Source organism: Halorubrum sp. SD41, from assembly GCF_058630335.1.
In genome coordinates this window covers 78,621-95,978 of sequence record NZ_JBZVGZ010000014.1, presented here as the reverse complement: position 1 = coordinate 95,978, position 17,358 = coordinate 78,621, and the positions used below count along the sequence as shown (strand labels likewise).

Sequence of the window (17,358 nt, the reverse complement as noted above, 5' to 3'; positions counted from 1 at the left end):
CCCACGCCGCGCGCCCCCCCGGCGGCGGCGGACGGCCGGAGCGCTCGGCCGTCCCGCACCGCGCCCCCCAGGCCGCGGGCCAGGCCGGCCCACGCGCCGTCCGATCTGCTCGGCGAGCGGTCGCTGGACTACGTCCACCCGGAGGACCGCGAGGCGGTCAGAACGGCGTTCGGCGAACTCACCGCCGGCGAGAGCCTCCCGACCGCCGAGTACCGGTTCGAGACCGCCGAGGGCGAGTATCGCTGGCTCGAGTCCGTCGGGAGCGACCGGATCGAGACCGACGGCATCGAGGGGTACGTCGTCACCACGCGCGACGTCTCCGCGCGGAAGGAGCGCGAGCGGACCCTCGCCCGGCTCCGAGAGTGGACGCGGGAGCTCAACTACACCCGGACCACCGAGGAGGCGGCCGAACTGGCGGTGGAGGCGGTCGACGACCTGATCGACGCCGGGCTGAGCGGGATCCACCTGCTGAACGACGACGGATCCCGCCTCGAACCGGTCGCGCTCGGCGACTCGGTACCGACGCTGTTCGAGAGCCAGCCCTCCTACGACCGGGACGCACCGCCGGGGACGCGGGCGGCGCTGGCGTGGGAGGCCTTCGAGGGAGACGAGTCGATTGTCATCGACGAGCTCTCGTCGGCCGACCGGCTCGACGAGTCCTCGCCCGCGGAGAGCCTCGTGTTGCGCCCGGTCGGCGGCCACGGGCTGTTCGTCGTCTCGTCGCCGGAGCCGAACGAGTTCACCGACACCGACGTCCTCGTGGCCGAGATCCTCTCCGGCCACCTCGAGGCGGCGCTCGACCGCGTCGAGCGAGAGAGCCGCGTCGAGCGGCTCCACGGGGCCACGCGAACGCTCGTCGGGGCGGAGTCCCGGGAGGAGATCGCCGAGCGGGCCGTGGAGGCCGCCACCGACGTGCTGGGCTTCTCGATCGTCACCGTCCGGGTCCACGACGAGGCGGCGGGCGGACTGGTGCCGTCCGCCGTCTCGCCCGAGGCCGAGCGGCTGCTCCCGGAGCGCGAGACGTTCACGCCCGACGGCGGGAGCCTCAACTGGGCGGTCTTCGAGGCGGGCGAACAACGGATGTACGACGACATCCGAACGACCGACGCGCTCGACGCCGACACGGCGCTGCGCAGCCTGCTTATCGTCCCGATCGGCGAGTACGGGACGATCGCGATCGGCGAGACGGAGCCGGGGGTGTTCGACGGGGTCGACGAGTACCTCGCCGGCATCCTCGCGACCGCGGCCGAGACGGCGTTCCAGGCCGAGGCGCGCACCCGACGGCTCGCCGAGCGGACCGCCGAGCTGGAGCGGCAGAACGACCGGTTAGAGGAGTTCGCCGGCGTGGTGTCACACGACCTCCGGAACCCGCTTGAGGTCGCTCGCGGCCGGACCGAACTGGCCCGCGAGGAGTGCGACAGCGACCACCTGGCTGCGGTCGAGCGCGCGCACGACCGGATGACCGCGCTGATCGACGACCTGCTCACGCTCGCCCGCGAGGGCGACCCCGTGACCGACGCCGAGCCGGTCGATCTGGCGCGGGTCGTCGGCTCCTGCTGGCGGACCGTCGACACGAGGGACGCGACGCTGCGGAGCGAGGCCGAGGGGACGATCCTCGCGGACGAGGGGCGGCTGAGACAGCTGTTGGAGAACCTGATCCGGAACGCGATCGAACACGGCGGCGAGGACGTGACGGTCACCGTCGGAACGCTGCCGGACGGCTTCTCCGTGGCCGACGACGGGCCGGGGATCGACCCGGACCGGCGCGAGGCGGTGTTCGACGCCGGCCACTCGACCTCGCAGTCGGGGACCGGGTTCGGGTTACGGATCGTCGAACAGGTGGCCGACGCGCACGGGTGGTCGGTGCGCGCCGTCGAGAGCGAGGCGGGCGGGGCGCGCTTCGAAGTCACCGGGGTCGAATCCGCGGACTGACCGCTTCGAGACGCGACGGGAGAAAAAGTCGGGTTCGAACGGTCGGCTTTTCGCGCGGTCTCGTTAGTCCCGCGTGACCAGCTCGACCTCGTGGCCGTCTTGGTCCTTCGTGAACGCGTAGTTGTGGTCGCACGATTCGGGGTCGCGGTAGTCGGGCGCCTCGCGGGTCATGAGGTCGTCCCAGGCGTCGTCGAGGTCGTCGACGCGCACCGCGACGTGGCCCCAGGCGTCGCCCATCGTGTACTCGCGGCCGTCGTAGTTGTAGGTGAGTTCGATCTTCATCGCCTCGTCCGGGGCGTCCTCGGGCGCCACGAAGTAGTTCGAGAAGGAGTCCGCCTCCCAGCGGCCGGGTACCTCGGTGTACTCGAACTTGCGGGTCCAGTAGCCGAGCGCCTCGTCGGCGTCCTCGACGCGGATCATCGTGTGGTCGATGCTCCACTTCGCGCCGTGGTCGCGCTTGACGATCTCGATCTCGTGGCCGTCGGGGTCCTTCACGAACGCGTAGCGGTTCCCGCAGGACTCGGGGTCGCGGTAGTCCTCGACGCCCTCCGCCATCAGCTGGTCGTACGAGTCTTGGAGCGCGTCCTCGGGGACGCGGACCGCGATGTGGCCCCAGGCGTCGCCGATCTCGTAGGTGCGGCCGTCGTGGTTGTACGTGAGCTCCAAGAGGGCGCCGTCCTCGTGGACGTCCTCGGGCCCGAGGAAGACGTTGGTGAACGTGTCCGCCTCCCAGCGGCCCTTCTCCTCGTAGTTCAGGTGCGTCTGGTACCAGTCGAGGCTCTCCTCTAAGTCCTCGACGCGGATCATCACGTGGTCGAGCGTTCCGTCCATACGCGAGCGATCGGCCGCTCGGGTCAAAAGCGTACTGAAGCCCGAACCCGCCTCGCGGCGCCGAAGCGGAGGGGACAGATACCGCGAGGAGTCTCGTTTTATTAACACCGTACGGAGTGGATAGATACGTCTCGATCCCCCATACCGGACGTTCGCCGTCTTCGGGCGGCGAACGTTCAAATGGCAAACGAACCCACGAGGCCGTCCGCGCCGGACGGCACGACAGCGCAGTATCGCTCGCACGCAACACCCTCCGACTCGGGGACGCTCCGGCTGGTCGCCGCGTTCGTGGCGGGGGCGCCGTTCGCGGGGCTCGTCGCCGCCGTCGAGGTGGCGGTCGTGACGGCCGCGCTCGGCGTGCCGCTCTCGGCCGCGCCGGTCGCGGTGGGGCTCGTCGCGTTCGCGGTGTACGCCGCGGACCACGTCGCCGACGCCGAGGGCGACATCGGCTCGACGCCAGTGCGGGCGCGGATCGCGCTCCGCTACGCCGATCAGCTGATGGTCGCCGCCGCGGTGAGCTACGGGCTGGCCGTCGCGCTCGCGGCCGGCGCGGGTCCCGCGGCGCTCGCGCTCGTCCTCGTCCCCGGTGCGGTGTGGATCGGCTACGCCACCGACTGGCTGCCGGCCGCGGGGGACCTCGTCGCGCCGCTCGGCGAGGTCTCCGTGCCGCGCCTGAAGGACGTGTTCCTCCTCAACTCCGCGGCGGTCGCGCTCGCCTGGGCGGTCGCCGTCGTGGCCGCGCCGCTCGCGTTCGCCGGCGTTCCCGTGGACTCGGCCGGAGCGCCCGCGGTCGCCCTGCTTTTCGCCTACGTCTTCGCCCGCTCGTTCGTCGACGTCGAGGTCCCGAACGTCAGGGACGTCGCGGCCGACGCCGCGCGGGGCGTGGCGACGCTCCCCGTCGTCTACGGAGTCAGCGGAACGCGGCGGGCCCTGCTGGCCGTCGACGCCGTCGCCGCCGGACTGCTGGCGGCCACCGCCGCGACCGGCGCCGCGTCGACCCCCGCCCTCGCCGCGCTCGGCGTCGGCCTCGCCGTTTCGGTGACCGTCACCGCGCTGGCCGACCGGCTCGGCGGCGCGGCGCTCGGGGTCGCGCCCGACTGTAGCTACCTCGTCGCCGGCGCCGTCCTCCTCGCGATCGGCTGGTGAGGTCGCGTCCGCGGGTCCGAGGGCCCCAACGGCCGGTTTTTTCGATAAGACAACTCGACCCGATGAGTTATAAATCCAATGTGCGTAAAAAACGGTATGGCCGCGCTGAGTCCCCTCTCCGTCGCCCTCCTCGTCGCGGTCACGGTCGGGTTGGCGGCGGCGATCCTCGCGTGGCGGGAGCGGCCGGAGCCGGGCGCGACGTGGCTCGCGGTGCTGCTCACCGGACAGGTGTGGTGGGCGACGTTCCTCGTCTTCGAGCTGGAGGCGACGACGCTGCCGGCGAAGGCGCTCTGGTACGACGTCCAGTGGGTCGGCGTCGTCGCGATCCCGGTCGGCTGGCTCTTCTTCGCGCTGGCGTACACCGGCTACGACCGCTACGTGACGCCCTTCTCCGTGGCGCTCGTGTCGGTCATTCCGGTCGCCACCGTCGCGGTCGCCGCCGCCGGCGACCCGGGCGACCTCCTCGCGGTCGACCGGGTCGTGCGCGAGACAGCCGTCGGGACGTTCCTCGACGTCGTCCCCGGCCCGCTGTACTACGTCATCGCGGGGTACACCTACCTCCTCGGAGCGGTCGGATCGGTTCCGCTGATCCAGCTGATCCGCGACGACGCCCGCCCGTTCCGGGGACAGAGCGCGGCGCTGCTCGTCGGGACCGCTGCGCCGTGGGCCGGGAACCTCGCGCACCTCTCCGGCGCGGTGCCGATCCCCGGGCTCGACCCCACCCCGCTGGCGTTCGCGGTCTCCGGCGTGGCGTACCTGCTCGCGCTCTCGCGGTTCCGCCTGCTGACGCTCGCGCCGGCCCCCCGCCGCCGCGCCCGGCAGCTCGTCTTTGAGCAGCTTCACGACCCCGTCTTCGTCGTCGGCACGGAGGGCCTCCTCGTCGACCTGAACGAGTGCGCGGCCGAGACGTTCGGGATCGACCGACGCGACGCGATCGGCGAGCCCGCGGCGACCGTCGTGCCGAAGTACGACGCGATCCGCGAGCTCGACGGCACCGACGCCGACAAACCGCGGCCGATACCGATCGTCGGCCGCGACGGCCAACGGCCGTACGAGGCGACGGTTCGGGACGTCGTCGACGACCACGACCGCACCACGGCCCGGGTGATCACCTTCCACGACGTCGGGGCGTACCTCGGCCAACAGCAGCGGCTCAACGTCTTGAACCGCGTGTTCCGTCACGACGTTCGGACGGAGACCAACCTCATCCAGGGGTACGCCGAACAGCTCCGCTCGGACCCGACCGACGAGCGCGCCCTTTCGATCATCGAGGAGAGCGCCGGGCGGATGCTCGAACTCAGCGAGCGCACCCGGACCGCCGGCGAGCTGTTCGACCCGACGGAGGAGTCCGAGACGGCGCCGCTCACGGACGCCGTCGACGAGGCCGTCGCGGAGGCGAGAGCCGTCGCCCCCGACGCGCGGATCGAGGTCGGGCAGGTGGCGCCGGTCCCGGTTCCGGTCGTGTTGGAGGTCGTCTTGGGGAACCTCTGTACGAACGCGGTCAGACACAACGACGCGGACGCGCCGTGGATGCGGATCGACGCCGCGGTCGCGGACGACGGGCCCGGGATCGACCCCGCCGAGTACGACGTGTTGGACCGCGGCACGGAGACGCCGCTGCGACACGGCAGCGGGATCGGCCTGTGGATCGTCAAGTGGGGCGTCGACCACCTCGGCGGGCGGATCTCGTTCGACGAGCGCGAGCCGACCGGGACCGTCGTGACGGTCTGCGTCCCTGTCGACCGCTCGGAGACGCCGGGCGCCGGCCCGGACGGTGAGCCCCCGGATCCGCACCTCGATGACCCGGCGCCGAGCGACGAGTCGGGCTCGCTCGGCCCGCCGCCGAACGCGGGTCGATAGGCACTTGACGCCGGGCGGCGACCCGGCTGTATGGACGCTACGGCCACGACGTATCTCCCGTACGCGCTGCTCGCGATGGGCGCGTACGCGCTCGTCTCGCCGCTGATGCGCGTCGCAACGACCGGTCCGAACGCGATCCCGAGCGACGTCGCCGTCGTCGTCTCGAACACCCTGCTCGTCGCCATGGCGGTCGGCGTGATCGCGTACACCGGGCAGGGGTTCACGACGCACCTCGCGTCGCCGAAGCTGGCCCACGTGCTCGCGGCGGGCGTGTTCCTCGGGATCGGCATCCTCGCATTGTACCGATCGCTCTCGCTCGGCCCGGTGAGCGTCGTGACCCCCATCTTCGCGATGTTCCTCGTCTTCTCGTCGGTGATCGGCTTCCTGTTCCTCGGCGAGTCGTTCACGGCCCGGAAGGGGCTCGGAATCGTCTTCGCGGCCGCCGCGGTGTACCTCGTCTCCGGCGCCTGACGGTGGGTCGATCCCGGCCCGCCGACCCCGCGATCCGGAACGGCCTGCCGCGTGACGAAACCCCTTTAGCCGCCAGCGGGAAAGGGGCGCACCCGCCGTGTCTCGCCTTCCGAGTTCCCTCCGCGCGCTGATCTCGTACGTCGCCGACCTCCCGAACCCGTTCCGGCTGCTAATCTTATACATCGGCTTCGCACTCGCGAGGGTCGGGCTGATCGACCGCCACCGCGTGGTCCGGACCACCGACCTCGCGTGGCCGCGGATCGTGACGGGTATCGCCCGGATGTCGAAGAACGCGGTCGACGTCGCGATGGTCGGCGTCGCGGTCGGCACCAGCGCCGTCGCCGGCGTCGGCTTCGCGGGCCCGTACTGGGGGCTCGCGTTCGCGCTCGGCGGCGGCGTCGCGGGCGGCACCATCGCCCTCGTCTCCCAGCGGTACAGCGCCGAGGCGTTCGTCGAGCTCGGCGACGCGGTCCGGTCGAGCGTCCTCCTCGTGATCGCGATCAGCGTCCCCGTCAGCGGCGCGTTCTGGCTGTACGCGCCGGCGTTCATCGACGTGCTGAGCAGCAACGAGGCGGCGATCGCCTACGGCGCCGACTACCTCCGCGTGGTCGGGCTCGGCGTCCCCTTCGCCGCGCTCAACCTCGTCGGCAGCCGCGTGCTGGTCGGCTGCGACGACGCCTACACCGCGATGCAGGTCCGCGCCGGCGGCGCGGTCGCGAACATCGTCCTCAGCGCGCTGTTCATCTTCGGCCTCGGCTGGGGCGTCGAGGGCGCCGCGGTCGGCACCGTCCTCTCGAACGTGCTCGCGGTCGCCGGGTTCACCGTCGGCCTCGTCCGCGGGAGCGCGCCGCTCGTCGGCGAGTTCCCGGTCGCGATCGACGCGACCGGCTCGTACCTCAACCCCGGCATGCTCCGCGACCTCGTCGAGATCGGCGTGCCCGTCGGCGCGCGCAACCTCGTCTGGACGGCCGCGGAGTTCCCGATGCTCGCCATCCTCGACGTGTTCGGCGAGAACACCGTGGCCGCGTTCGTCATCGCCCGCCGCATCTGGGGGATCATGAACACCCCCGGCTGGGGGTTCGGCCTCGCTTCCTCCAGCCTCGTCGGGCAGGAGCTCGGCGTCGAGCGCCCCGAGGAGGCCGAGGCGTACGCCCGCGACATCATCCGCTTCTCGGTGGCGACGTACGCGGTCTCCGCGGTGTTGATCGCGGTCTTCGCGACGGACATCGTCTCGCTGTTCGCCCAGTCGCCCGAAAGCCCGGAGATCCCGATCGCCGTCAACCTCGTGTACGCGGCCTGCGCGGCGGTGATCTTCCAGGGCGTCTCGGGCGGCGCGGCCGGCCCGCTCGACGCCGCCGGCGACACGAAGATCCCCTTCGCGAGCCAGTTCCTCGGGATGTTCTGCGTGTCGATTCCCCTCGCGTACGTCGGCGCGCACGACGCGACGCCGGCGATCGACCTCCCCCTAGTCGGCGTCACGCTCCCGCAGGTCGCGCTGCCCGCGATCGGACTGTGGGGCCTGTACCTCGCGTTCATGGCGGAGACGACGATCCCCGCCGCGATCAACTACCTCCGCTTCCGCTCCGGGAAGTGGAAGAAGATCAGCGAGGCGTACCGCCCCGGGGCGACCGCGGACGACTGAGCCGCTGACCCGTCGTCCGGCGGCTTTTCGACGCGAGTCGTCTGCGGTTGCCGTCCCGGAGAAGTGGAGTGGACGCTACGATTCGCTCTCGGACGACTCGACGAGGTCCGCGAAGTTGGCGAGCGTCCGGGTGGCGGTGGAGTCCTCGAAGGAGCCGTCGGCCGCCTCCCAGTCGTCGTACTCGTCTGTGATCCGAGGCGTAAATTCGGGGTGATACTGGACCGACCAGACGGGCCGGTCGCGGTGGCGCGTGGCGAAGTACTCGTAGTAGTCCGCGCGCCCGATGACCTCCATCCCGTCGCCGAGCTCCGTCACGACGTCGGAGTGAAGGACGGGCACGCTCGGTTCGACGCCGTCGAACAGCGGCTCGTCGGCGGCGAGTTCGGCGTCGTGGAGCCGGAGGCGGGAGGTCCCGCTGTCCGCGACCGCGCCGCCGAGGGCGGCGTTCAGAATCTGATGGCCGAAGCAGATGCCGAGGGTCGGGACGCCCTCCTCGACGAGCCGGCGCGCGAACCGCTTCTGGGCCGCGATCCACGGCTGGTCGGGCTCGTCGTACACGCCGACCTCGCTGCCGCCGATGACGACGCCGTCCACGTTATCGAGGGCCGGGTCACCGTCCTCGTTCGGGTAGTTGTACACGCGGGCGTCGGGCAGGAAGTGGACGATCTCGTCGGCCATGTAGCCGCCGTCGACCGCGTTATCGAGTACCAATATCATCTGGGAGTTATTTAAATAGAACTGATCTCTTGGTAGTTACATGAGTTTCGATGCCGAAGCGGTTCGTTCGGACTTCCCCGTGCTCGACCGACGCGTGAACGGGCATCCGCTCACCTACCTCGACAACGCCGCGACCACGCACACGCCCCAGCAGGTGTACGACGTCTTCGAGGAGTTTTACGCGGGGTACAACGCGAATATCCACAGGGGGATCCACGAGCTCAGCCACGAGGCCTCGCTCGCCTACGAAGAGGCGCACGACCGCGTCGCCGACTTCCTCGGCGCGGACGGCCGCGAGGAGATCGTCTTCACCAAGAACACCACCGAGAGCATCAACCTCGTCGCGTACGGTCTCAGCCGGCGTCTCAGCGAGGGCGACGAGATCGTCGCGACGGAGATGGACCACCACGCCTCGCTGGTCACCTGGCAGCAGATCGCCGAGCGCACGGGTGCGACCGTCCGCCACATTCCCGTCACGGCCGACGGCCACCTCGACATGGACGCCGCCCGCGACCTCGTCACCGACGACACCGCGGTCGTCTCTGTCCCCCACGTCTCGAACGTGCTCGGGACGGTCAATCCCGTTGCCGACCTCGCGGCCCTCGCACACGACCACGACGCGTACGCGGTCGTCGACGGCGCCCAGTCCGCCCCGACGCGGCCCGTCGACGTGGGGGCGATGGACGCGGACTTCTTCGCGTTCAGCGGCCACAAGCTCGCCGGCCCCACCGGGGTCGGGGGACTGTACGGGAAACGCGAGATCTTGGCGGAGCTCGACCCGTTCCTGTTCGGCGGAGAGATGATCCGGAACGTCACGCTCACCGACTCGACGTGGAACGAGCTTCCCTGGAAGTTCGAGGCGGGTACGCCGCCGATCGCGGAGGGTATCGCGCTCGGCGCGGCCGTCGACTATCTCGAGAAACTGGGAATGGACGCCGTCCGCGACCACGAGAACGAGCTCGCGCAGTACCTCCTCAGAGAACTCGCCGACCGAGAGTTCGTCCGGACGTACGGTCCCGGCGTCGGCGAGGAGCGCACCGGCCTCGTCTCGTTCAACGTCGAGGGCGTCCACGGGCACGACCTCTCCAGCCTCCTCAACGATCGAGGCATCGCCATCCGCGCCGGCGACCACTGCACGCAGCCGCTCCACGACCGGCTCGACATCCCCGGCTCCGCGCGGGCGTCGTTCTACGTCTACAACACCCGCGCGGACGTCGACCGCCTCCTCGACGTCGTCGACACCGCCCGAGACGACCTGGACGCGTACCTCGCCTCCGACCGCTACCACGATCTCGTCAGCGAACACTACCACCGCCCCCGTAACCCGGGCGCACTCACCGATCCGACGTTCGTGAAGTCCTCCGAGGAGACGACCTGCGGCGACGACGGCGAGTTCCACGTCGCGATCGCCGACGGCCGCATCGAGGAGATCGCCTTCGAGAGCCGGAGCTGTGCGGTCAGCCGCGCCGTCGCCAGCCTCCTCTCGGAGCACCTCGCCGGGATGTCGGTCGAGGCGGTCGCCGACCTCGACGGGTACGTCGCCCGCGAGCTCGACGGACAGTACCCCGACCTCCGACGCGAGTGCGTCGAAGGCCCGGAGGACGTCATCCGAGAGGCGGCTCGGGAGTACGTCGAGGAGAACAGCGCGTAGGACCGCTACCGCGTCGTCTTTCGGGGCTCGGTCACTTCTCGTCGGCGTGTCGAACCTCGACCGCGACCCCCCGCGTCGCCCCCGCCATCTCCGGGCCGGACATCGCCGCGCGGCCGACCGCGAACGCCTTCGGGCCCTCGACCACGACCTCGTCGCCGACCCGAATCCCGTCGTCGGCGTCGACGACGCCGGGCGCGAGGACGGAGCCGTGCGGGACGAACGCGTCGATCTCGACCCGCTTCGTCGGCGCGTCGCTCTCGACCCAGCGGCGCGCGCCGTCGAGGGTGAAGGAGAGGGTGCCGTACTGCGGGACCATCGTCGCCAGCTGCTCGCCCGGCTCGCCCTCGCGGCCGGCGTCGGAGTCGTCGCCCCACACCTGGAGCTTCGGGTAGCGCCCGGTGGTTCGCACGTCGGCCTCGCCGCCGTATCGGTCCGCCTCGTCGCCGTCGCCGGCCTCCCCGCCGCCCGCGCCGAGCCCGCCGAAGAGGTCGTCGCCCGCGCCGTCGCCGAGGAGGTAGTCCGCGATGGCGCGGACGGTGTTGTGCTCGCGCTCGCGCTTGCTGTAGGCGGGCTCGCCCTGAAGCGCCGCGTTCAGTTCGCCGAGCGACTCGTCGGTCGTCGGGTGGTCGACGCAGGTGTACTCGAAGTCGACGTCGACCGCGGGGTCGCGCTCGACGCGCTCGCAGATCTCGCGGTAGCCGTCCTCGGGAACGTGCGCGATGACGCGCGAGTAGTCGTTGCGTTCGAGGTACCGCCGCAGCACCTCCGCGACGAACGAAATCTCGTCCTCGCTCCAGTCGCCGGTGACGACCGAGTCGTAGTGTTGGGCGGGGTAGGTCGTCTCCAGCTCCTGCGGGACCACGCCGATGGGCGAGGTCATCGAGACGGTGTGGCCGCGCCACTGGATCGCGTCGTGGAACTGGCGGTGGCTCTGGGAGTCGCTGTACGGCTTCGTCGCCGAGCAGGGGACGAGCACGAGCGGCTGGTCGGTGAATCGATTGCGGTAGCGGCTCGTGACGCGGTCGGCGAACCGCCGGATCTCGACGCGGTCGAGCGTCTCCGCGGACGCGGCCGTCACCTCGGCGTCGCGCATGAGCGGCGTCCGTTCTTCGAGGTACCCCCACTGGTCGTCGAACTCGCGGAACGCGGCCGTGAGCCACCCCTCGTGGCGGGCCTGTCCTTCAATGTAATCTCGCAGGCGGCCGCTCCGGATCCGCTCGCGGACGCGGCGCAGCTCGGCGCGGAGCGCGTTGACGTTGTGGTCGGCGCAGTCGGCGCGGGTGAACTCGCTCCGGTGGGTCGCGCAGGCCGGACAGGCGCACGGCAGCTCGTCGAGGTCCTCGAGGAAGTGTTCCGCGTCGGCGGTGAGGTACATCCCCTGCGTGCCCTTCGTCCGCGCGAGCGTCTCGTCGACGAGGTCGACGCCGGCGTACGCGAGCAGCGCGACGTTCCGCGGCGTGGCGACCCCTGAGAGGCCGAGCGCGGCGTCGGGCGGCAGGCGTTCCTTCGCCCGGACGATCGCGTCACGGAACGCCTCGCCGTGGCCGACGAACCCCTGCGCGTCCGAGAGGAGGTACGCGTCGGCGCCGAGGTCGCGGGCGCTCCGGCTGTCGACGACCGCCGCGGAGGGGAACCCTGCGTCCGGATGCTCGACCGCGAACGACTCGCGCACCTCGTCGCGCGTGCCGGCCGGGAACGACCGGTGCGGCAGCACCGTGAGCGCGCTCTCGTCGCCGTCGGGCACCTCGCGGTCGGCGGCCCAGAGGCTCCCGGCGTCGTCGAGGAACGGGTCCGCGAGCGCCGGCGTCGTCACGGGGTCGGCGAGGCGGATCGCCCCGAGGCGGGCGGCGCCGTCGCGCTCGTGGACCTCGAAGTAGTCGGTCATACCACCACTCGCGCGGGGACGGTCAATTCTCTTGTGTTCCGCGGTCGGCCGGGTGGCGTCTCGCGGACCGCCGTCCGAGCGCTTCGCCGCAACTGTTAGGCGGAACGCGGCCGAGGGATCGGTATGGACCCGACCGGCCCGTGGGACCGCGAGCGCGTCGACGAGTACCTCGGCGCCGCGCGCGTCCCGGTCCGCCTCGGCTGCCGCACGCCGAGCGATCGCCCCTGGATCGTTTCGCTGTGGTTCGCGTGGGACCCGGACGCGGGGAGCGGGCCCGACGCCGAACGCGGTTCCGACGACCACGCCGGCGCTATCCGGTGCGCGACGAGCGCGAGCGCCGACCTCGTGGAGTTCGTCGAACACGACGACGAGGTCTCGTTCGACGTGTCGACGAACGACCCACCTTATAAAGGGGTCCGCGGTCGCGGCCGCGCGACGGTCGTCCCGGACGAGGACAAGCGGCTCTTGCGGTCGCTGCTGACGAAGTACCTCGGCGGGACCGACAACGCGACCGCCGACCGGCTCCTGCGGCCCGAGCGCGACGAGGTGGAGATCCGTATCGAACCCGAGCGGCTCCACGCGTGGGACTACTCGGAGCGGATGGGGACGGCGGAGGAGTGACCCGAGCCCGGGCGGGCGGTCTCTGAGCGCGTCGGCCGGCGTCGCTCTCCGCGAGGCGATCGTTTAAGCGGTCGCCGGGCCACCGGGTGGTATGAGCGCTCTCGACAGCGACGAGTACCGCGCGTTCCGCCGCGACCTCCACCGCCACCCCGAGCCCGCGTGGCGCGAGTTCTACACCACCGCCCGCATCGTCGAGGCCCTCCGCGAGCGCGACCTGACGGAGCTCCACGTCGGGCCCGACGCGCTGGCGGCCGACGAGCGCCTGAACGTCCCGGACGACGAGGAACTGGCGGAGTGGGAGGAGCGGGCCCGCGAGGCGGGCGCCGACCCCGAGATTCTCGACGAGCTCTCCGGCGGCTACACCGGTTGCGTCGCGGTCGTCGAGCGCGGCGACGGCCCCGTGGTCGGCCTGCGCGTCGACATCGACGGCCTCCCGATCACGGAGTCGGAGTCGGGCGACCACGTCCCGGTCGGGGAGGGGTTCCGCTCCGAACACGAGGGGTTCATGCACGCCTGCGGTCACGACGCCCACGCGACGATGGGGCTCGGCGCGCTCGACGCCGTCCTCGACTCCGACTTCTCGGGCACGCTGAAGGTGTTCTTCCAGCCGGGCGAAGAGCAGATCGTCGGCGGGAAGCCGATGGCCGAGTCGGGCCACCTCGACGACGTCGACTACCTGTACGCGGTCCACGTCGGCTTAGATCACCCCTCCGGCGAGGTCGTCTGCGGCATCGAGGGGTTCCTCGCGGTGCGGCACTTCCTCGCCGAGTTCACGGGGGAACCCGCGCACGCCGGCGCGCGCCCCGAGCAGGGCCGGAACACGGTTCAGGCGATGGCGGCCGCGATCCAGAACCTCTACGCCATCCCGCGGCACGCGGACGGCCCGACGCGGGTGAACGCCGGGCTCGTCGGCGGCGGCACCGCGACGAACATCATCCCCGAGGAGTCGTACATCGAGGGCGAGGTGCGCGGGCAGACGACTGACCTCGCCGAGTACATGTCCGACCACGCCGACCGGGTCCTCGACTCGGCCGCGGAGATGCACGACTGCGAGGTCGAGGTATCGACGCTCGGCGAGGCGCCCAGCGCGACGAGCGACGACGCGCTCGCCGAACTCGTCGGCGAGTCCGCGAGCGACGTCGCCGGCGTCACGAACATCGTCGACAGCGACGAGCTCGGCGGCTCCGAGGACGCGACGTACCTGATGAACTACGTCCAGGAGCAGGGCGGGCTCGCCTGCTACCTCGGCGTCGGCACCGACCACCCCGGCGGCCACCACACGAGCGACTTCGACGTCGTCGAGGACGACATCGCGATCGGTATCGACGTGATCGCCGGCGCGATCCGGCGGGTCGCCGAGACGCGGCCATAGGGGTCCGGAGCGCTTTTCTGACCAGTATTTAAAAACCCCTTCGACGACCTTTATAAATGAATGCGGTGGCGCGTGCCGACGAGCGCCCGTAGGGCGCGAGTCGCACACGCGAGGGAGTCGGTCGCCGAGCGAAGCGACGGCGACCGACGAGGTTGGGGAGGTGTGAGGCTGCGGTGCTGTGCGGGGCGGGACCCGAAGGGGCAGCCGTGAGGCGGGCGCAGGCGACGTAAGGACCGCAGGAGCGAACGAAGTGAGCGACGAGGACCGCAGCGAGCGTGCGCCCGCCTCACGGCTGGGGCTTCGGTGGTGTCGGTGTTGGTGTCGCACGGTCACTTATAAATAAAACCGTACAGCCTCACGGCTGGGGCTTCGATGAACGTCACCCCCGCAGTCGCCTATTTAAAAAGAGCCGACCACGAGTCTGCCTCTCGGATCTTCGCAACTCAGAACGTCAGGTGCGAACTCGACGCCGGCCCGTCGTCGTCGCCCTCGTCGTCGGGTAACCCCTCGTAGAGGTACGTGAGGTCGTCGTCCGTGAGGAACACCGCGCCGTCGCGCACCTCGATATCGATCGAGCGGAGCGTCGTGCCCGCGGCCTCGCCGTTGTCGCAGGAGCCCTCACAGGAATCGAACGCCGAGCCGTGCTTCGGGCAGACGACGGAGCCGCCCCGCGTCACGGCGCCAACCCCCTCCCGGTGGAGTCGCTGCTCCTCGTGGGTACAGCGGTTGATCCACGCGCGGACGGGCTGCTCCTCGCTACCCTCGGGCTCGTCCGCACACGGCACGAGGAACACCTCGCGGTCTTCGTCGCCCTCGCGGGCCGTGAACCCCCACGATCCCTCCTCGCGCACCGTCTCGACGGTAGTGAGTCGGTAGCCGCTCACGGGCTCAGTACTTCGCGTCGGCGCCGGTCGTCTCGTAGACGCGGTCCATGATGTCGTCGCGCTCGCGGGTCCAGTTGGCCATCGCGGCGGGGCTCGTCGGGTACTCGTCGTAGTGGCCGATCAGCTCGTCGGCCAGCGACTTCGTCTGGTAGAAGTTCCGGATCGTCCCCCAGTAGCCGAAGGATTTGATCGCCGCCTTCACCTTCAGCCCGAACGACATCGAGGTCGACCCCTCGTACAGCGCCTCCGCGAGCTTCTCGCCCGGCAGCGACGCGAGCAGGCCCATCAGGTCGTCGACGTCGACCGCGGTCGAGAGGACGTTGTACACGTCGAGGCCGGCGTAGCGCCCGCCGAAGTGGTCCATCACGCGGGCGTTGTACCGCCAGAGGTTCTCCTCGCTCACGTCGCCGTCGGAGATCGCCTTCACCGCCTGCTCGCCGGCGTACTTGCCCGCGTACGCCGCGCCGGCGATGCCACCGCCGGTCGTCGGGTTCACGTGGCCGGCGGCGTCGCCGACCGCCATGTAGCCGGGCGCGACCGCCGAGTCGTACGGGCGTCGGGTCGGCAGCGCGGCGCCGAGCTTGTCGCGCACCTCCGCGCCCTCGAACTCGGGTCGGTCCCGGAGGTCCTCCTTCAGCGACTCGACGAGCTGCATCGGCTCCTCGGTCATCTGGAAGCCGAGCCCGGCGTTGATCTCCGTCGCCGTCCGCGGGAAGTACCAGAGGTACCCCGCGGCGCGGTCGGTCGCTTTGAACACGAGGGCGTCGTCCCACTCGACCGGCTCCGGCACCTCGACGATCTCGCGGTAGGCGGAGCAGAACTGCGAGTAGCGGACGTTCGTGTCGAAGGTGGTCCCCTCGAAGTCGGCCTTGTCCTGGAGCAGCGAGAGCGACCCGGCGCCGTCGATCACGACGTCCGCCGCGTACGTCCGCGGCTCGCCCTTTCGCACCGCGTGGAGCCCCGTGACGCGGCCCGTCTCGTCCTGTAACACGTCGTTGATGACGGTGTCGTAGTGGAAGTCGACGCCGGCGTCCTCGGCGCCGGCGATGATCTGGCGGCCGTACTCCCAGCGGTCGATGACGGCGAGCTCGCCGGGGACCGGGATCTCGAGGACCGTGTCCTCCTGCGGGATCTCGAAGCGGCCGTGGTCGACGCCCGTGTTCGTGAACGCGGGTTCGAGCCGGTCTTTCGGGATCGCCTCCGGGAAGGCGTCGGCCCCCTTCAGGGCGTCGCCGCAGGCGATGTGGCCGGCCTCCTCCTCGTCCTTCCGCTCGACGATGACGACGTCGAGCCCCTCGTTCGCGATCGTCGCAGCGGCGTAGCAGCCGGCGGTGCCGGCGCCCGCCACGACGACGTCGTACTCGTCGATATCCATTACCGGACCGTGTCGTGCCCCCGGCAAAACTCTTTGCTCCCGTTTCGGTCGGATCTCCGGGAACGGATTGTCCTCATTCGCCGCTCCTCGACCGATCCGAACCCGTGCCTAACTGTTCAGGCTCGACGTTTAACGGCCTCGAAGCGAACGACAGGGACATGGGCCAACTCGAACACGTCGACGCCGACCGCCTCCGGGCGTGGCTCCCGGAGGTCCGGTCGGCCGAGGCGACCGCGGCGCTGATGGTCGCCGTCGCGTACGACAGAGGGATCGGCACGGCGGAGCTCGCCTCGTGGTACGGCCGCTCGGAGGAGTGGGTCGAGGAGACGGTCGACGCGCTCGACTCCGGGCGGCTCGTCTCGACCGTCGCCCGCCTCGAAGGGGTCGACGTCGAGGCGGTCGCCGCCGAGTCGAACCTCGCGCCGTCGACGGTCCGCGACTGGTTCGACGGCCTCGCCGACGAGCCGGTCCCGGAGGCGGCCGACGTGGTCCGGCGGTACGCGGAGGGGTCCGTCGAGCCGGTGCGGACCGGGTCGCCGTCGACCGTTTACCACCTCGACCACGAGACGCTTACCGAGCGCGGCTGGTCGCTCGACGACGAGGGCCTCTTCGAGAAGGCGGCCGAGGCCGACCTCGACCTCCCGGAGTACGGCCGCTTCCTCGTCGAGCCCGGCGAGTCGATCCTCGAGGCCGCCGAGCGCGGCGGGCGGTCGTGGCCGTACGCGTGCCGCGGCGGCGCCTGCTCGAACTGCGCCGTGGTCGTCGTCGAGGGCGACGTGGCGATGCCGGGGCAGTCGATCCTCTCGGACGAGCAGATCCGGGAGACGAACGCGCGCCTCTCCTGCGTCGGGGTGCCGATCACCGAGGAGGTGAAAGTCGTCACGGGCGTCGGCGACACCGACGCGTTCGCCGACCTGCGGCTACCGTCGCCGACCGACGAGACGGGAGCGTCGGACTGACGGCGGACGCGT

14 protein-coding genes are annotated in these 17,358 nt (G+C 71.0%); 9 read left to right on the top strand and 5 right to left on the bottom strand.

What is annotated here, in order from left to right:
• A partial coding sequence (locus AC4NMM_RS08405) for a sensor histidine kinase (protein WP_491924066.1) occupies nt 1-1,932 on the top strand: 1,932 nt, incomplete at its 5' end.
• 63 nt (nt 1,933-1,995) lie between these two features.
• Here the strand turns inward: AC4NMM_RS08405 and AC4NMM_RS08400 are convergent.
• On the bottom strand, nt 1,996-2,763 hold the full coding sequence (locus AC4NMM_RS08400; RefSeq protein ID WP_491924065.1) for a VOC family protein: 768 nt from the start codon (nt 2,761-2,763) through the stop codon (nt 1,996-1,998).
• 180 nt (nt 2,764-2,943) lie between these two features.
• On the opposite strand from AC4NMM_RS08400, the gene AC4NMM_RS08395 reads away from it, so the two are divergent.
• From AC4NMM_RS08395 to AC4NMM_RS08380, 4 genes are all read left to right on the top strand, one after another.
• A complete protein-coding gene (locus AC4NMM_RS08395; protein ID WP_096393127.1) occupies nt 2,944-3,909 on the top strand; it encodes a UbiA family prenyltransferase in 966 nt (321 codons plus the stop codon).
• A 96-nt stretch (nt 3,910-4,005) separates the two neighbouring features.
• Nucleotides 4,006-5,769 (top strand): histidine kinase N-terminal 7TM domain-containing protein, encoded by a 1,764-nt coding sequence (locus AC4NMM_RS08390; RefSeq protein WP_491924064.1) that lies wholly within the window; start codon nt 4,006-4,008, stop codon nt 5,767-5,769.
• Nucleotides 5,770-5,799: 30 nt separating this feature from the next.
• Nucleotides 5,800-6,240, top strand: a complete 441-nt coding sequence (locus tag AC4NMM_RS08385; RefSeq protein ID WP_096393129.1) for an EamA family transporter — start codon at nt 5,800-5,802, stop codon at nt 6,238-6,240.
• Between the two features lie 97 nt (nt 6,241-6,337).
• Complete coding sequence (locus AC4NMM_RS08380; protein ID WP_096393130.1) at nt 6,338-7,882, top strand: MATE family efflux transporter; 1,545 nt, start codon at nt 6,338-6,340, stop codon at nt 7,880-7,882.
• Between the two features lie 75 nt (nt 7,883-7,957).
• Here the strand turns inward: AC4NMM_RS08380 and AC4NMM_RS08375 are convergent, their stop codons facing one another.
• A complete protein-coding gene (locus AC4NMM_RS08375) occupies nt 7,958-8,599 on the bottom strand; it encodes a type 1 glutamine amidotransferase (RefSeq protein ID WP_491924063.1) in 642 nt (213 codons plus the stop codon).
• A gap of 40 nt (nt 8,600-8,639) precedes the next feature.
• On the opposite strand from AC4NMM_RS08375, the gene AC4NMM_RS08370 reads away from it, so the two are divergent.
• On the top strand, nt 8,640-10,250 hold the full coding sequence (locus AC4NMM_RS08370; protein WP_491924062.1) for a SufS family cysteine desulfurase: 1,611 nt from the start codon (nt 8,640-8,642) through the stop codon (nt 10,248-10,250).
• A 31-nt stretch (nt 10,251-10,281) separates the two neighbouring features.
• Here AC4NMM_RS08370 and arcS read toward each other — a convergent pair whose 3' ends face one another.
• Nucleotides 10,282-12,135: an archaeosine synthase subunit alpha gene (arcS, locus tag AC4NMM_RS08365; protein WP_491924061.1), complete on the bottom strand. Its 1,854-nt coding sequence runs from the start codon at nt 12,133-12,135 to the stop codon at nt 10,282-10,284.
• Nucleotides 12,136-12,258: 123 nt separating this feature from the next.
• Here arcS and AC4NMM_RS08360 point away from each other — a divergent pair, with 123 nt between their 5' ends.
• Both AC4NMM_RS08360 and AC4NMM_RS08355 read left to right on the top strand, forming a co-directional pair.
• Complete coding sequence (locus AC4NMM_RS08360) at nt 12,259-12,756, top strand: pyridoxamine 5'-phosphate oxidase family protein (protein ID WP_096393134.1); 498 nt, start codon at nt 12,259-12,261, stop codon at nt 12,754-12,756.
• Between the two features lie 91 nt (nt 12,757-12,847).
• The gene (locus AC4NMM_RS08355; protein WP_096393135.1) at nt 12,848-14,128 is read left to right on the top strand and encodes an amidohydrolase; all 1,281 of its coding nucleotides are present in this window, start codon (nt 12,848-12,850) and stop codon (nt 14,126-14,128) included.
• A 443-nt stretch (nt 14,129-14,571) separates the two neighbouring features.
• Here AC4NMM_RS08355 and AC4NMM_RS08350 read toward each other — a convergent pair whose 3' ends face one another.
• On the bottom strand, nt 14,572-15,012 hold the full coding sequence (locus AC4NMM_RS08350; protein ID WP_491924060.1) for a Rieske (2Fe-2S) protein: 441 nt from the start codon (nt 15,010-15,012) through the stop codon (nt 14,572-14,574).
• Between the two features lie 4 nt (nt 15,013-15,016).
• Entirely contained in the window at nt 15,017-16,387 is a 1,371-nt protein-coding gene (locus AC4NMM_RS08345) for a geranylgeranyl reductase family protein (protein WP_491924059.1), read from the bottom strand.
• 158 nt (nt 16,388-16,545) lie between these two features.
• On the opposite strand from AC4NMM_RS08345, the gene fer reads away from it, so the two are divergent.
• Nucleotides 16,546-17,346: a ferredoxin Fer gene (gene fer, locus AC4NMM_RS08340; RefSeq protein WP_491924058.1), complete on the top strand. Its 801-nt coding sequence runs from the start codon at nt 16,546-16,548 to the stop codon at nt 17,344-17,346.
• Nucleotides 17,347-17,358: the final 12 nt, after the last annotated feature.